Source organism: Spirillospora sp. NPDC052269, from assembly GCF_040679435.1.
Lineage (GTDB): Bacteria > Actinomycetota > Actinomycetes > Streptosporangiales > Streptosporangiaceae > Spirillospora.
This window is the reverse complement of the sequence record NZ_JBFAUU010000007.1, coordinates 17453-32949: the sequence shown is the minus strand read 5'-3', so window position 1 is coordinate 32949 and position 15497 is coordinate 17453. Positions and strand designations below refer to the sequence as shown.

The 15497-nt window shown below is 73.0% G+C and carries 15 protein-coding genes and 1 pseudogene; 2 read left to right on the top strand and 14 right to left on the bottom strand.

What is annotated here, in order from left to right; all coding sequences use genetic code 11:
• Positions 1-3: 3 nt before the first annotated feature.
• On the bottom strand, positions 4-555 hold the full coding sequence (locus AB0L06_RS16275; RefSeq protein ID WP_500231806.1) for a carboxymuconolactone decarboxylase family protein: 552 nt from the start codon (positions 553-555) through the stop codon (positions 4-6).
• A gap of 149 nt (positions 556-704) precedes the next feature.
• Between AB0L06_RS16275 and sigJ the strand changes: the two genes are divergently transcribed.
• Entirely contained in the window at positions 705-1688 is a 984-nt protein-coding gene (gene sigJ / locus AB0L06_RS16270) for an RNA polymerase sigma factor SigJ (protein ID WP_500231805.1), read from the top strand.
• Positions 1689-1732: 44 nt separating this feature from the next.
• Complete coding sequence (locus tag AB0L06_RS16265; protein WP_500231804.1) at positions 1733-2338, top strand: hypothetical protein; 606 nt, start codon at positions 1733-1735, stop codon at positions 2336-2338.
• Between the two features lie 20 nt (positions 2339-2358).
• Here the strand turns inward: AB0L06_RS16265 and AB0L06_RS16260 are convergent, their stop codons facing one another.
• The 13 genes and pseudogenes from AB0L06_RS16260 to AB0L06_RS16200 form a co-directional block, all read right to left on the bottom strand.
• Positions 2359-2562: a hypothetical protein gene (locus AB0L06_RS16260; protein ID WP_500231803.1), complete on the bottom strand. Its 204-nt coding sequence runs from the start codon at positions 2560-2562 to the stop codon at positions 2359-2361.
• Positions 2563-2748: 186 nt separating this feature from the next.
• Entirely contained in the window at positions 2749-4173 is a 1425-nt protein-coding gene (der, locus tag AB0L06_RS16255) for a ribosome biogenesis GTPase Der (protein ID WP_500231802.1), read from the bottom strand.
• A 77-nt stretch (positions 4174-4250) separates the two neighbouring features.
• Entirely contained in the window at positions 4251-4913 is a 663-nt protein-coding gene (cmk, locus tag AB0L06_RS16250; protein WP_500231801.1) for a (d)CMP kinase, read from the bottom strand.
• A gap of 103 nt (positions 4914-5016) precedes the next feature.
• Positions 5017-6138, bottom strand: coding sequence for a prephenate dehydrogenase (locus tag AB0L06_RS16245; RefSeq protein ID WP_500231800.1), 1122 nt, complete (start codon positions 6136-6138; stop codon positions 5017-5019).
• A 132-nt stretch (positions 6139-6270) separates the two neighbouring features.
• Positions 6271-6633, bottom strand: coding sequence for a chorismate mutase (gene aroH / locus AB0L06_RS16240; RefSeq protein WP_500231799.1), 363 nt, complete (start codon positions 6631-6633; stop codon positions 6271-6273).
• Positions 6634-6694: 61 nt separating this feature from the next.
• Positions 6695-7426 (bottom strand): pseudouridine synthase, encoded by a 732-nt coding sequence (locus AB0L06_RS16235; protein ID WP_500231798.1) that lies wholly within the window; start codon positions 7424-7426, stop codon positions 6695-6697.
• Complete coding sequence (gene scpB, locus AB0L06_RS16230) at positions 7423-8142, bottom strand: SMC-Scp complex subunit ScpB (RefSeq protein WP_500231797.1); 720 nt, start codon at positions 8140-8142, stop codon at positions 7423-7425. The genes AB0L06_RS16235 and scpB overlap by 4 nt, the downstream gene beginning before the upstream one ends.
• Positions 8135-9154 (bottom strand): segregation and condensation protein A, encoded by a 1020-nt coding sequence (locus AB0L06_RS16225; RefSeq protein ID WP_500231796.1) that lies wholly within the window; start codon positions 9152-9154, stop codon positions 8135-8137. Before AB0L06_RS16225 ends, scpB begins: the two co-directional genes overlap by 8 nt.
• 31 nt (positions 9155-9185) lie before the next feature.
• Positions 9186-10070: a ParA family protein gene (locus AB0L06_RS16220; RefSeq protein ID WP_500232188.1), complete on the bottom strand. Its 885-nt coding sequence runs from the start codon at positions 10068-10070 to the stop codon at positions 9186-9188.
• 128 nt (positions 10071-10198) lie between these two features.
• On the bottom strand, positions 10199-11308 hold the full coding sequence (locus tag AB0L06_RS16215; RefSeq protein WP_500231795.1) for a site-specific tyrosine recombinase XerD: 1110 nt from the start codon (positions 11306-11308) through the stop codon (positions 10199-10201).
• Between the two features lie 121 nt (positions 11309-11429).
• Positions 11430-12104, bottom strand: coding sequence for an NUDIX domain-containing protein (locus tag AB0L06_RS16210; protein WP_500231794.1), 675 nt, complete (start codon positions 12102-12104; stop codon positions 11430-11432).
• Entirely contained in the window at positions 12101-13789 is a 1689-nt protein-coding gene (gene pyrG, locus AB0L06_RS16205; RefSeq protein ID WP_500231793.1) for a CTP synthase, read from the bottom strand. Before pyrG ends, AB0L06_RS16210 begins: the two co-directional genes overlap by 4 nt.
• A gap of 368 nt (positions 13790-14157) precedes the next feature.
• A pseudogene (locus tag AB0L06_RS16200) lies at positions 14158-15497 on the bottom strand (hypothetical protein); the annotation flags it as partial.

The following is a 15497-nucleotide window of genomic DNA, read 5'->3' as shown; positions in this document are numbered from 1 at the left end:
CCGTCAGCTGGTGTAGCCCTTGCCGATGGCCCTGCCGGGGACCGGCTTGGCGATGAGGGCGACCGGGATGAACATGCTGAAGTGGCCGATCGCCATGGTGAGCGTCCAGAGCGCCTCGTCGCCGTAGAGCGCGTGCGCCCTGGCGAACAGCTCGTCGGGGACGCGCTCCCCGGACGGGTTCGGGGTGAGGACGGCCTCCACGAGCTCCAGCGCGATCCGCTCGGCGTCGGTGAAGTAGGGGGCGTCCTTCCAGGTCGCGACGGCGGTGATGCGCTTCTCGCTCTCCCCGGCCTTGCGGAGCCCGGCGGTCAGCGAGATCGCGTGGTAGGTGCTGCCGACGACCTGCGCGGCGCGGAGCAGCATCACGTTGATGGTGCTCTGCGGAACCGGTCCGTTCCAGACCTCCTTGCGCGCGACTCCGGAGAGTTTCGCCAGTTCGGGGAAGAAGTGGAGAAGGTTCGGCAGGCGCGACTGGACGCCGTCCTCCTCGGTCGTCCTGCCGGTCGCCGTCTCGTTCGCCGTCTCGGTCGCCGTCTCGTTCGTCGTCGTGGACATGGTGTGGTCTTCCTTCCCGAGCACCGGATGCTGTCTCACCCGTCCGACAAACCAGGCCGTCGAAGTGTGAGCCGCCGCGCCGACCTCACGTTCGGGGACGTCGTCTTGTCGAACCGGTGAGGACGGACGCGACCGAGGGAGCAGACACCATGACCACCCCATCCGGACCGGACGGCGGCCGGCCCGAGCCGGACCTGAGCGCGATCATGAGCGAGCGGCGCCAGTTGATCAACCTCGCCTACCGGCTCCTCGGGTCCCTCGCCGAGGCCGAGGACGCCGTCCAGGAGACCTACGCCCGCTGGTACGCCCTCTCCCCGGAGCGGCGGCGGGAGATCGAGTCCCCCGGCGCCTGGCTGACCACCGTCGCCGGACGCGTCTGCCTCAACGTGCTCAACTCGGCACGGGCCCGGCGGGAGGACTACGTCGGCGACTGGATCCCCGAGCCCCTGCCGGGCCCCGCGGAGTGGCCGGGCGGCCGGACGGACGGCGCCACCGCCGACCCGGCCGACCGCGTCACCCTCGACGAGTCGGTCACCATGGCGTTCCTGGTCGTGCTCGAGTCGATGACCCCGGCCGAACGCGTCGCCCTCGTCCTGCACGACGTCTTCAGCTACCCCTTCACCGAGGTCGCCGGCATCGTCGGACGCACACCGGTGGCCTGCCGCCAGCTGGCGACATCGGCCCGCCGCCGCCTCCGCGCCTCGCGGGCGCCCGCGCCGCCGACCGCCCGGCAGGCCGTCATCGTCCGGGACTTCAAACGGGCGTGGGAGGCCAAGGACATCGACGCCCTCGTCGGCCTCCTCGACCCGCGCGTCACGGCGACCGCCGACAGCGGCGGCCTCGTCCCGACCGTGCGCCGCCCGTTCGAGGGCGCCGAGCAGACCGCGCAGGGTCTCGTCGACCTCATCGGCAAGGTGGCCGGCCTGACGTTCCTGGAGCGCACCGTCAACGGCCGTCCCGGCCTCGTCGCCCAGCGGGACGGCGTCGTCGTGACCGTCTACGCCTTCGATATCGCGGGCGACCGGATCACCAGCATCTGGGCCGTGCGCAACCCCGAGAAGCTCCGCCTCTGGACGGAGGAGGGCCACGGTGGCACTGCGGCGACGGCGCATGAAGGACGAGATGGAGGGTAAAGGCGATTTAAAACTTGACAGTCCGACCTGGTCGGGAGGCCGTGATGATGACCGGGACCATGCGGGTGCCGAGAAGCCGGGGGGCGTTCAGCGGGGTTCTGCTCGTGCTGCTCGGACTGTGGGGCGCGCTGCTGCCGTTCATCGGGCCGTACGCGCACTTCGGCTTCCACCCGGACGAGACCTGGATCTACGGCACGGACCGGCTGGAGCTGTGCGTCGCGCCGGGCGCGGCGACCGCGCTCGGCGGGCTCGTCGCGCTCGCCGGGACGCACCGGGTGATCGCCTCGGCCGGCGGCTGGCTCGCGGCGCTCGGCGGGGCCTGGTTCGCCGTCGGGACGCAGGTCGCCGTCCTGTGGGACGTGGACGGCATCGGCGATCCGCTCGGCACGACCAAGGGCCGGCACCTGGCCGAGCAGCTCAGCGGATTCACCGCGCTCGGGGTCGTGATCGTCTTCCTCGCGGCGGTGGCGCTCGGCCGGTTCGCGGTCGTCGGCGTCCGTGACACGCCCGCCGAGCAGCCCGACGGGGCGTCCACCTTCAAGGACGAGACGGCGGTCACCCAGCCGCTCAGGCCGTCGACCTACGGCCGCTACGCCCGCCAACCCCAGCCGGACGACCGCCGCGTGGCCCCCGACGAGTCCGGGTTCTAGGCCAGCGCGGGAGCACCAGCTCAGCGGTCGCGGGAGCGCATGTTGCGGACGGACTTGGTGGTCTCGAAGCTGCGCTTCTCGTCGTCGTTCGCGACGTCGTCGCGGTCGGTGAACATGCCGGCGAACAGGACGAGCAGGCCGACCGCGCCGATCCAGGGCTGCCGCCAGTAGAAGCCGGCCGCCACGAACCCGGCGGCCACGAGCACCAGCAGCAGAAGCCTCACGTCACGTCACACTCCTCGCCCGACGACCGCGGCACGCCCCACCGGACCCCACGTCCGCGAGTAATGGAGAACTTACTCCAGGGCGTCACAGGCATCCTGACACGCCGAAGCCCGCCCGGGGAAGCCCCGGGCGGGCCACGTCACGCTCGTCCGCGCCGCCGTTCGCGCGCGGTCGGCGGCTCTCCGCTACTTGCGCTTGCCGCGCTTCTCGCGGATCTTCATCGTCACCGCGATCGGGGTGCCCTCGAAGCCGAACTCCTCGCGCAGCCGCCGCTCGATGTACCGGCGGTAGCCCTCCTCGAGGAACCCGGAGGTGAACAGGACGAACCGGGGCTGCCGGACGCCCGCCTGCGTCGCGAACAGCACGCGCGGCTGCTTCCCGCCCCGGAGGGGGTGCGGGTGCGACGACACCAGGTCGGCGAAGAACGTGTTCAGCTTGGCCGTCGGGACGCGCGAGTCCCAGCCCGCCAGGGCCGTCTCGATCGCCGGGACGAGCTTCTCCATGTGCCGTCCGGTGCGGGCCGAGACGTTCACGCGCGGCGCCCACCGGGCGTTGTGCAGCTGCCGGTCGATCTCGCGCTCCAGATAGTGGCGGCGCTCCTCGTCCAGCAGGTCCCACTTGTTGTAGGCGATGACCAGCGCCCGGCCGGACTCGATCACCATGGAGATGATCCGCAGGTCCTGCTCGGCCAGCGGCTCGGTCGCGTCGATCATCACGACCGCGACCTCGGCCCGCTCCAGCGCCGACTGGGTGCGCAGGGTGGCGTAGAAGTCGGCGCCCTGGTTCTCCCGGTGGCGGCGGCGGATCCCGGCGGTGTCGATGAACCGCCAGGTCTTGCCGCCGAGCTCGATCTCCTCGTCGATCGGGTCGCGGGTGGTGCCCGCGACCGAGTCGACGACGACCCGCTTCTCCCCGGCCAGCTGGTTCAGCAGGCTGGACTTGCCGACGTTCGGACGGCCCAGCAGCGCCACCCGGCGCGGCCCGCCCGCCTCCATGCCGAACTTCTCCTTGGGGGCCTGCTCGGGCAGTGCCTCAAGGACGGCGTCCAGCAGGTCGCCGGAGCCGCGCCCGTGCACGGCGCTGACCGGGTGCGGCTCGCCGATGCCGAGGCTCCACAGCAGCGCCGCGTCCGACTCGGTGCCGACGTTGTCGACCTTGTTGGCGACCAGCACCACCGGCTTGCCGGACCGGCGCAGGATCTCCACCACGGCCTCGTCCACGTCGGTCGCGCCGACGGTGGCGTCCACGACGAACATCACCACGTCGGCGAGGTCCACCGCCATCCGGGCCTGCTCGGCGATCGCCGCGGCCAGGCCGGCCGCGTCCGGGAGCCAGCCGCCGGTGTCCACGACGGTGAACCGGCGGCCGGACCAGGTCGCGTCGTAGGCGACCCGGTCGCGGGTCACGCCCGGCACGTCCTCCACGACCGCCTCGCGGCGGCCGATGATCCGGTTGACCAGGGTGGACTTGCCGACGTTCGGACGGCCCACCACGGCCACCACCGGCGCGGGCCCCTCGCCCTCCTCGGAGAAGCCCTCGTCCCGGGCCTCCTCCTCGAACTCGGCGACGTCGAAGTCGGAGGCGTCGAAGTCGTATTCGCTTTCAGTCACGTTCATGTCCCCGCTCGCCGGACGGGTACGCCTCCCGGCGTCCCCCGGCTAGCTCGTGCGCTCGTTGCCGAGCCCGCTCAGTACTGCTCTTTGGCGAGGCGGACGACCGCCTCGATGACCTCGTCGAGGCTCAGCTCGGTCGAGTCGATCTCGTGCGCGTCCGCCGCCTTGGCCAGCGGGGACGCCTTACGCGTTGAGTCCAGCCGGTCACGCCGGGCCTGCTCGGCCTGCGTGACCTCCACCGAGGCGCCCGGGTCGGCCGCCAGGTCCTTCGCGCGCCGGGCGGCCCGGGCCGCCTCGCTGGCGGTCAGGTAGACCTTGACCGGCGCGTCCGGCGCGACGACCGTGCCGATGTCGCGGCCCTCCACGACGATGCCCCCGGCACCGATGATCTCACGCTGGAGCACCACCAGACGCTCCCGCACCTCCGGAACCCGGCTCACCGCACTGACCGCGTTGGTGACCTCGCGGGTGCGGATCGGCTCGGACACGTCCGTGCCGTCCACCTCGATGGTCGGACGGTCCGGGTCGGTGCCGGAGACCAGCGCCACGTCGCCCACGCGGGCCGCGACCGCCGCGCCGTCCTCGACGTCCACGCCGCGGTCCAGCATCCACCACGTCATGGCGCGGTACATCGCGCCGGTGTCGAGGTAGCGCAGCCCGAGGGCGCGGGCCACGCCCTTGGAGGCGCTGGACTTGCCGGACCCGGACGGGCCGTCCATGGCGATGACGAGCGACACGATCGCTCCCTTTCGGTGTCTGGTGCGGTGCTGGGGCGTCTGGTGGCGACGCCGGGGGGCGCCGAGGCGGGTGCCTGCGGCGGCCAGCGTTCCAGGGTACTTGCTAGCCGGGCACCGACCAGCCGCGCGCGCGCAGCTCGTCGGCCAGCTTGGCGGCCTCCTCCGGCCGGACCGCCAGCTCCAGCACACCGAGCGGACGGCTCGGGGAGTGCTCGATCGAGACGTCCTCGACGTTGACCCCGGCGATCGTCGCCGCCTGGAAGATCATCGCCAGTTCGCCCGGACGGTCCGGGATGACCACGGTGACCGTGGCATAGCTGCGCTGGTCACCGCCGTGCTTGCCCGGGATCCGGGCCCGCCCGGCGTTACCGCGCAGCAGCAGGTCGGCGACGTGCGTCGCGGCGCCCTCGCTGCCGTCGCGCAGCAGCGAGGCGGCCACCGCGAGGTCGGTCGCGACGCCCTCCAGGACGTCGGCGACCGGCTCGGCGTTGGCGGCCAGGATGCCGATCCACAGCCGGGGGTCGGACGCGGCGATCCGGGTGACGTCCCGGACGCCCTGCCCGGCCAGGCCGAGTGCGGTGTCGTCCGCGCCGGTCAGCCGGGCCGCGACCGCCGCCGACACCACGTGCGGGGCGTGCGACACCAGCGCGACCGACCGGTCGTGGTGCTCGGCCTCGACCGTGACCGGATTGGCCCCGCAGAGCCGCGCCAGCCCCTCCACCGCCGCGACGGCGTCCGGAGAGGTGCGGTCGCCCGGGCACAGCGCCCACGGACGGCCGAGGAACAGGTCGTCGCGGGCCGCGGACGGCCCGGACCGCTCCCGTCCGGCCAGCGGATGCCCCGGCACGTAGGACGCCAGGTCGCAGCCGACCTCGGCGGCCTGCGCCAGCGGCAGCGCCTTCACGCTCGCGACGTCGGTGTAGACCTTCGCCAGCCTGCGCTTCTGCGCGTCCAGCAGGGTCACGGCCACGGCGGCGGGCGGAACGGCGATCACGGCCAGGTCGGCGGGCCCGTCGAGGCCCTCGTCCGGCAGCGCCTCGCCCGCGCCGATCTGCACGGCCACGTCCAGCGCGGAGGCGTCCCGGTCGGACAGATGGACCTCCGAGCCCCGTCCGCGCAGGACCAGCGCGATCGACGTGCCGATCAGGCCGGTGCCGATGACGATCACGCGGCCGGGGCCGCGCTCGCCGGTTCCGGGGCGCTCGGGGACTGGGGTCTCTGCCACCGATCCAGCCTACTGGCCCCGGGCCGCCGGATCGTCCCACTCCGCCCGGCCCGGACGTCCGAGCCGCCCGCGGCGGACAACCGGACGACCAGCGCCGCCCCGTGTTCCGCCGAGCGCGTCCCGCCGAACGGGCTACTGGGCGATGTCGATGCGCAGGGCCGCCGCCCCGCGCAGGTACACGTGCTGCACCTGCGCGCGGGGACGGTCCGTCTCGACGTGCGCCATCAGCCGGATCACCCGGGGCAGCCCGTGCGGGACGGCGATCTCACTCGCGCACATCAGCGGCACCTCCTGGAAGCCCAGGTTGCGCGCCGCGAGCGCGGGGAACTCCGCGGTCAGGTCGGGGGTCGCGGTGAACAGCACGCTGATCACGTCGTCGGTGCCGAGCGCGTTGCGCTCCATCACCGCCGAGACCAGCTCGGTGGTCGCGGCCAGGATCTCGTCCCGGTCGTCCGCCTCCACCTGGGTCGCGCCGCGGATCGCCCTCACCGCCACAGGTTCCTCCCCCGTCCTCGCCGATCATGTCCGCCCGTGCCCGCCGGCCCGGAGACCCGTCCTACAGGTCGACGGCCTTGTACAGCTCGCCCACCTCGCGGACGGTCAGCGCCCGCATGTGACCGGGCTTGAGCTGGCCGAGCTTGAGCGGTCCGAACTCTACGCGAGCGAGCTGCTGCACAGGGAAGCCGACCTCCTTCAGCAGCCGCCGGACGATGTGCTTGCGGCCCTCGTGCAGGGTGATCTCCACCAGGATCCGCCTGCCGACCTGGTCGAAGATCCGGAACTGGTCGGCCTTGGCGAAGCCGTCCTCCAGGTCCACGCCCTTGCGCAGCCGGCGGCCCAGGTCCCGCGGGAGCGGGCCGTGGATCTCGGCCAGGTAGGTCTTGCTCACGCCGAAGCTCGGGTGGGTCAGGCGGTGCGCCAGCTCCCCGTCGTTGGTGAGCAGGATCAGGCCCTCGGTGTCGGTGTCGAGCCGTCCGACGTGGAACAGCCGCTCGGGCACCTCCACGTAGGACGCCAGGGACTTGCGGCCCCGCTCGTCCTTCATCGTGGACACCACGCCGCGCGGCTTGTTGATCATGTAGTAGCGCATCTCCGACCGGGTCTCCACCCGGCGGCCGTCCACCTTGATCGTGTCGCGCTCGGGGTCGACCCGCTCTCCGAACCGGAACACCCGCTGGCCGTTGACCTCGACCCGGCCCTCGCCGATCAGTTCCTCGCAGTGGCGTCGGCTGCCGATCCCGGCCTCGGCCAGGACCTTCTGCAGGCGTACGCCCTCGTTGTCGCTCACGCTTCCTCGACTATCTCTTCTGGCAGGTCATCGGGTAGGTAGGGGGCAAGTTCGGGCAGCTCTTCCAGGCCGCGCAGCCCCAGCCTCTCCAGGAAGTACCCGGTGGTCCGGAACAGGACGGCCTGGGACTCGGGGTCCTGCCCGGCCTCCTCGATCAGGCCGCGCAGCGCCAGCGTCCGCATCACCCCGTCGCTGTTGACCCCGCGCACCGCCGAGACCCGCGCGCGGCTGACCGGCTGCCGGTAGGCGACCACCGCCAGGGTCTCCAGCGCCGCCTGGGTCAGGCGGGCCTGCTGCCCGTCGGTGACGAACTTCTCCACCACCGGCGCGCAGACGTCTCGAGTGTAGAAGCGCCAGCCGCCCGCCACGTCCCGTAGATCGAACCCCCGGCCCTGTTCGGTGTATTCCGCGGCCAGCTCACGCAGCGTAGCGGAGATCTCGGGGACGGGCCGCTCCAGCAGCTGCGCGAGGGTGATCTCGGCCACGGGCTCGTCCACGACCAGCAGGATCGCCTCGACCTGGGCCCGCAGCGACGGCCCCTCCTCCACCGGCTCCCCCACGGCGGGCTCCCCGTCCACGGACGCCCGGGAAGCCCCCTCGGGCGCCTCGGAGGCCCCCTCGGGCTCCTCGGGAGCCTCAGGGGACTCCCCACGCACCTCCGGAGGGGTCTCCGGCGTCTCGGGAGGCTCGGGCGCGTCCTCGGGGTGGTCAGTCATCGGTGTCGTCTTCCTCGGTCTCGTCGGACGGCTTGGCGGCCGGCTCGCGGGAGCCCTCGTAGTCGTCGCCGACCTTGATCTCCCCCTCGTCGGTACCGGTCCAGGTGACGTGCAGGACCCCGAGCGCCTCCTCCTGCTCGAAGGTCACGGCGCGCTCGCGGTACAGCTCCAGCAGGGCCAGGAACCGGGCGACGACCTCGAAGGTGCCCTCGGCGTCGTCGGTGAGCTGCTCGAAGGTGGCCTGCCCCAGCGCGCGGAGCTTGGCGATGACCACCTCGGCCTGCTCGCGGACGCTCGCCTTCGGCTGGTACATGTGCTCGACGTTCACGCCCGGCGGGGCCTTCGGGGTGAACACCTTGGCGGCCAGCCGGGCGAACTGGTCGGGGCCGAGCCCGATCAGCACCTCCGGCAGCAGGTTGGCGAACCGCGGCTCCATCGGGACGATCCGGGGGAACCGGCGGGCCGCGTCGGCCATCCGCTCGGTGAGGAACTTGCCGACCTCCTTGTACGCGCGGTACTGGAGGAGCCGGGCGAACAGCAGGTCGCGGGCCTCCAGGAGGGCCAGGTCCTCCTCGTCGTCCACCTCGCCGGACGGCAGCAGCCGGGCGGCCTTGAGGTCGAGCAGGGTCGCGGCGACGAGCAGGAAGTGGCTGGCCTGGTCGAGGTCCCAGTCCTTGCCGTGGGCCCGGATGTGCGCGATGAAGTCGTCGGTGACCTTGTGCAGCGACACCTCGGTGATGTCGAGCTTGTGCTTGGAGATCAGCCCCAGCAGCAGGTCGAACGGGCCCTGGAAGTTCTCCAGCTCGACCCGGAACCCCTTGCCGTCCCCCTCCTCGGACGCCTTCTCACCGGACGCGCCGCCGAGGGGTCCGCCCGCCTCATCGGACGCCGCGCCGGACGGCTCGGCCGCGAGATCGCCGGGAACGGCGTCGTCGGAGGCCTCGTCAGAGGCGTCGGCCATCGGGTCGGCCTTCTCGTCGGCCTGGGTCGGCGGTGGAACGGGCGGTTGCACAGGGAGAACGCTAACGGACGCGGCGGCCCGCTCAGGCCACCGTCTTCCAGCGTTCCAGCACCTCACGGGCCAGGCTGCGGTAGGCGTTGGCGCCCATCGAGGACGGGTCGAAGTAGGTGATCGGCTCGCCCGCGACCGTGGCGTCCGGGAACCGGACGGTGCGGTTGATCACGGTGTGGAAGACCTTGTCGCCGAACGCCTCGACGATGCGGCCGAGCACCTCGCGGGTGTGCAGGGTGCGTGAGTCGTACATCGTTCCGAGCACGCCGTCGATCTCGAGCGACGGGTTGATGCGCTGCTGGACCTTGTCGATGGTCTCCATGAGCAGCGCGACGCCGCGCATCGCGAAGTACTCGCACTCCAGCGGGATCAGCACGCCCTCGCTGGCGGCCAGCGCGTTCACCGTGAGCAGGCCCAGGGACGGCTGGCAGTCGATGAGGATGTAGTCGTAGTCCGGGATCGCCGACTTCAGCGCCCCCGCGAGGATGTACTCGCGGCCGACCTCGTGGACCAGCTGCACCTCGGCGCCGGACAGGTCGATGTTGGACGGCAGCAGGTCCATCCCGTCGACGCCGGTCTCGATGACGACGTCCTCCCACTCGGTGTCGCGCTCGAGCAGCAGGTTGTGGATGGTCACGTCGAGCTGGCGCGGGTCGCCCTTGCCGAGGCCGACCGACAGGGCCCCCTGGGGGTCGAAGTCGACCAGCAGCACGCGGCGGCCGTACTCGGCGAGCGCCGCGCCCAGGTTGATGGTGGTCGTCGTCTTGCCGACGCCGCCCTTCTGGTTGCAGATCGACACGATCCGCGCGGGTCCGTGCTCCGGGAGGGGCTCGGGTTCCGGGAACACCGGGACGGGACGCCGCGTCGGCCCCAGGGCACGACTCGGATCGGTCTCGATGGTGGCGGACGACAACATTCCGTCCGCAGCCTCAGTGCTGGTCACCAGATCCCTCCCCGGCGGCTGGAGATGCCTACCAGAACGGCGACTCTAGAACCCCGCCGCCGCCGTCTCAACTCGACTCGCGGTCGATGCGTCGCGTTTTGTCAGCCGAGTGCCCGCGGATGTGACGTGGCGTAGACCTCGCGCAACAGTTGAACCGTGACCAGAGTGTAGACCTGTGTGGTCGTCACGGAGGCGTGTCCGAGCAATTCCTGGACGACCCTCACGTCCGCCCCGCCGTCCAGCAGGTGGGTGGCGAACGAGTGCCGGAGTGTGTGCGGAGACACATCGGTCAGCCGGGCGCGGTCGGCGGCGGCGCGCAGCACCATCCACGCGCCCTGGCGGGAGAGCCGTCCGCCCCGGGCGTTCAGGAAGAGGGCGGGGCCGCCGCGTCCGGTCCGGGCCAGTTCGGGACGCGCGCGCACGAGGTACGCCTCGACGGCGCGGCGCGCGTACTCGCCGATCGGGACGATGCGGGTCTTGCCGCCCTTGCCGGAGACCCGCGCGTAGCCCTCGTCGAGGTCGAGGTCGTCCACGTCCAGGCCGACGGCCTCGGAGATGCGGGCCCCCGAGCCGTACAGCAGCTCCAGCAGGGCGCGGTCGCGGAGCGCGCGGGCGGCGGCCGAGGCGTCCCCGGCGGACGCGCCGCCGGCCCCCTCCGGACCGGACGCGGCGTTGAGCAGCCGTTCCACGTCGTCCAGGGAGATCGCCTTCGGGAGCCGCCGAGGCGGGGTGGGCGGGCGGACCTCGCGCGCCGGGTCGTCCGCGGTGAGGCCCTCGCGCAGGGCGAAGCGGTGCAGGCCGCGGACGGCGACGACCGCGCGGGCCGCCGACCCGGCCGCGAGCGGCGGATGGTCCTCGTCGCCCTCGCGGAGCCCGACGAGGAAGGCCCGAACGTCGTCCTCGGTGATCCGGTCGATGGCGTCCCGGCCGCGGGCGGTGAGGACCTCGACGTAGCGGCGCAGGTCGCGGCGGTAGGAGCTGAGGGTGTTGGCGGCCAGGCCCCGTTCCACGGCGAGGTGGCCGAGGTAGGTGCGCACGGTCGACTCCAGCGCCGTCCCGGAGGCGGCATGCGGGGCGGGGCGCCCGGGGTGCGCGACCTCGGGGTGCGCGGCGCCGTGGCCGGTCGTGCTCGGAGTCAGTGCGGACCTCGTTCTGGACGGTCGTTCGGGGGCCGGGCGGTCGCGGGTGACGTCCGCCCCGGGCCCCATCATGCCCCCCTCCGGGCCCGCCGGGGTACGTCAACGCCCCGCACGTCCGAATGGACGGCGGGGCGTCGACGTTGGCGTTGACGATGGCGAATCGGCGATGACCTGGGGATCCGCCGCCGCGAGGTCAGCCCTCGGGGGCCTCCACCGGGCGCAGGCCGGCGAAGCCGCCCGTGCTCGCCGCGTGCGCGGCGAGCACGCCGGTGACGGCGATCATGTTGTGCAGCCCGCCGTTCAGGGCCTTGCCGACGGCCTCGTCCAGCGGCACCCACACCACCGGCATGTCGGCCTCCTCGTGCACCCGCTCGAAGTCGATCTCCTCGGCGGGGACCTCGGTGAGGTCGCGGGCCAGGAAGATCCGGGTCCGCTCGTCCGACATGCCGGACGACGGGAACAGGTCCACCAGGACGTCCCAGCGGGCGGCCTCGTAGCCGGCCTCCTCCAGCAGCTCGCGGGCGGCGAGCACGTGCAGGGGCTCGCCGTCCACGTCGCGGAGCCCGGCCGGGGCCTCCCACAGGTAGTACCCGACCGGGTGCCGGTACTGGCGCAGCAGCAGGACGCGGCCCCGCTCGTCCAGGGCGATGACGCCGACCGAGCCGGGATGCACGATGACGTCCCGGCCGACGAGCTCGGTGCCCTCGCCCTTCGGCATGCGGACCCGGTCCCGCCGGACACCGAAGACGTGCCCGGTGAAGACCTCGGCGGCGTCCTCGGTGTGCCAGCGCTCCGGAACGTCCCGGACGTCCCCGGGGCCGAACCCGGTCACCAGCCCGGCGTCCGGGCCGGTCTCGGGGCCGGTCACCCGGCGGACGGCGCGGAGGAGCCCGACCGGCGGGCGTCGGCGTACTCGATCGCGGCGCCGACCAGGCCGGTGAACAGCGGGTGCGGCCGGGTCGGGCGGGACCGGAACTCCGGGTGCGCCTGGGTGCCGACGAAGAACGGGTGCGTCTCGCGCGGCAGCTCGACGTACTCGACCAGGCGGCCGTCCGGGGACAGGCCGGAGAAGCGCAGCCCGGTCTCCTCGATCCGGTCGCGGTAGGCGTTGTTCACCTCGTAGCGGTGCCGGTGACGCTCGGACGCCTTGGCCTCGCCGTACAGCTCGCGGACGATCGAGTCCTCGGCGAGGTCGGCCGGGTAGAGGCCGAGCCGCATCGTGCCGCCCATGTCGCGCTCGCCGGACACCACGTCCAGCTGGTCGGCCATGGTCGCGATGACCGGGTGCGCGGTGGCCGGGTCGAACTCGGCGCTGCCCGCGTCCGGAAGGCCGCCCAGGTGCCGGGCGGCCTCGATGACCATGCACTGGAGGCCGAGGCAGATGCCGAGCAGCGGGATCCGGTTCTCCCGGGCGTGCCGGATCGCGCCGAGCTTGCCCTCGATGCCGCGAACGCCGAACCCGCCGGGGATCAGCACGCCGTCGACGCCGTCCAGCTCGCGCTTGGCGCCCTCGGGGGTCTCGCAGTCGTCGGACTTGACCCAGCGGATCGTCACCCGGGCGTCGTTGCCGAACCCGCCGTGGCGCAGCGCCTCGGTGACCGACAGGTACGCGTCGGGCAGGTCGATGTACTTGCCGACCATCGCGATGGTGACCTCGCGGGACGGCTGGTGGACGTGCTGGAGCAGCTCGTCCCAGGAGCCCCAGTCGACGTCCCGGAAGGGCAGCCCGAGCCGCTGGACGACGTAGGCGTCCAGGCCCTCGGCGTGCAGCACCTTCGGGATGTCGTAGATGCTGGCGGCGTCGACGGCGGACACGACGGCCTCGCGGTCGACGTCGCACATCAGGCTGATCTTCTGCTTGAGGCCCTCGGTGATCGGCCGGTCGGACCGGCAGACGATCGCGTCCGGCTGGATGCCGATGGAGCGCAGGGCCGCGACCGAGTGCTGGGTCGGCTTGGTCTTCAGCTCACCGGACGGCCCGATGTAGGGCAGCAGCGAGACGTGCAGGAAGAAGCAGTTGTCGCGGCCGATCTCGTGCCGGATCTGCCGGACGGACTCCAGGAACGGCAGCGACTCGATGTCGCCGACCGTGCCGCCGACCTCGGTGATGACGAGATCGACCTCCTGGCCGTCGGCCATGCCGCGGATGCGGTCCTTGATCTCGTTGGTGATGTGCGGGATGACCTGCACGGTGTCGCCGAGGTACTCGCCGCGCCGCTCCTTGGCGATCACGTTGGAGTAGACCTGGCCGGTGGTGACGTTGGCCGAGCCGTGCAGCTCGGTGTCGAGGAAGCGCTCATAGTGGCCGACGTCGAGGTCGGTCTCGGCGCCGTCGTCGGTGACGAAGACCTCACCGTGCTGGAACGGGTTCATCGTTCCGGGGTCGACGTTGAGGTAGGGGTCGAGCTTCTGCATGGTGACCCGCAGGCCGCGAAGCGCGAGGAGTCGCCCCAGGCTTGAGGCCGTCAGTCCCTTGCCGAGGCTGGAGGCGACACCGCCGGTGACGAAAAGATGCTTGGTAGGACGCGAGCTACCAGTGGTGGCCGAAGGCAAGAAGACTCTCCCGTGGTCGATACGAGGCGTACGAGGCGGATGAACCGGAGATCGGTACCGCACTGCCCACGGGCCACCAGAATATCACTCGTCGGCAGCGCGACATCCGGGACGGCCCCGGGCAGGCGTGTCCCTCCCCACATCGGGGCGTTCCGGGCGGCCTGCGGCCCCCTTTCACTCCCCCTTCCGGCGCCGACACCAGCGATCCGTCGCCGGTCAGCGACGTTCCGGAGCGGCCACGGACCCCGGACGGCCCCCGGCGCGCGCCGTCCGGGTCCGTGGGGACCCGGACGTGTGCCGGGGGCCGTGTGGGGCCCTGAGGCCGTCTGGGGGCCTGAAGGGCGGGGCCGTCGGGGGAATCCCGCTGATCAGCGCGGCGGGGCTCCGGACGGCATGATCGTGCGGAGCTGGCGGGTCAGTTCGTCGATGAGCCCGCGGGCCTGCTCGGAGGCCTGCTTGGCGGCGTCCCGCTCCTGGGTGAGCTCGGCGATCTGCGCGCGCTGCTCGGTGACGGCCTGGGCGAGCTGGTCGACCCACTGGTCGCGCTCGGCGAGCTTCTCGGCGATCGCGTCCCGCTCGGTGGCGATCTGCCGCATCCCCGCGGACGCCTGGTCGCGCTCGCGGACGGCGGTGTCGGCCCGCCCGCGGGCGATGGTCAGCTCGGAGTCGGAGCGGGCCTGCGCCTGGACGGCGCCCTCCCGGTCCCGCGAGGCGGCCTCCAGGGCGGCGTTGGCGCCGTCCCGCTCCCGCTCGGCCTGCTTGGCCGCCTCCAGGCTCTGCGCGGCCGTGTCGAGGGCCTGCTTGCGCTCGGCCTCGGCGGCGTCCGCGCGGCGCTCGGCCTCCACGGCGCGCCGGTCGACGTCGGCGAGCCGCCGCTCGGCCTCGGCGGCACGGGACTCGGCCGCCTTCATCCGGCTCTCGGCGGCCTGCCCGCGGCGGTCGGCCTCGCCGGTCCGCTGCGCGGCCTCCTGGGTGCGCCGCTCGCTCTCGGCGGCGCGGCTCTCGGCGGCCTTCGCGCGGACCTCGAACTCCTGGGTGCGGCGCTCGGCCTCGCTCGCACGGGCCTCGGCGGCGCGCATCCGGGTCTCGGCGGTCTGCGCGAGGTTCCGCGCCTCCTCGGACTCCTTGGCGGCCGCGGCGACGGCGTGCTGCAGGTTCTGCGCCTGCATCTCGGCGTCGGCGAGCTTGGCGCGGGCCTGCGCGAGCTCGCCGCGCGTGCCCTCCAGCGCCCGGGACAGCTCGCCGGCCTGCTCGGCCATCCGGTCGCGCTCGGACTCGACGGCGCGGCGGGCGGAGACGGCGTCCTCGACGGCGCGCAGGGCGTCGTCGCGGGCCTCGCTCATCTGGTCCCGCTGGGTCATCGCCTGCCGGACGGTCGCCTCGGCCTCGGCGGTGCGCCGCTCGGCGGCCTCGGCGCGCCCGGCCGCGGCCTGCGCCTCGGCGCGGGCCTGCTGCTCCTGCTGGCGGGCCTGCTCCATCCCGGAACGGGCCTGCTGCTCTTGCTGCAGCGCCTGCTCCATCTGCGTGCGGGCCTGCTGCTCCTGCTGCCGGGCCTGCTCGGCCTGCGCCCGCGACTGCTGCTCCTGCTGGAGCGCCTGCTCCATCGCGGAACGGGCCTGCTGCTCCTGCTGGCGGGCCTGCTCCATCCCGGAACGGGCCTGCTGCTCTTGCTGCAGCGCCTGCTCCATCTGCGTGCGGGCCTGCTGCT

Excerpts from the sequence above, each read along its gene's own strand:
- AB0L06_RS16275 (WP_500231806.1), bottom strand. The coding sequence starts at position 555 with ATGTCCACGACGACGAACGAGACGGCGACCGAGACGGCGAACGAGACG.
- sigJ (WP_500231805.1), top strand. The coding sequence starts at position 705 with ATGACCACCCCATCCGGACCGGACGGCGGCCGGCCCGAGCCGGACCTG.
- AB0L06_RS16265 (WP_500231804.1), top strand. The coding sequence starts at position 1,733 with ATGATGACCGGGACCATGCGGGTGCCGAGAAGCCGGGGGGCGTTCAGC.
- scpB (WP_500231797.1), bottom strand. The coding sequence starts at position 8,142 with ATGACTGACCACCCCGAGGACGCGCCCGAGCCTCCCGAGACGCCGGAG.
- AB0L06_RS16220 (WP_500232188.1), bottom strand. The coding sequence starts at position 10,070 with ATGTTGTCGTCCGCCACCATCGAGACCGATCCGAGTCGTGCCCTGGGG.
- AB0L06_RS16215 (WP_500231795.1), bottom strand. The coding sequence starts at position 11,308 with ATGATGGGGCCCGGGGCGGACGTCACCCGCGACCGCCCGGCCCCCGAA.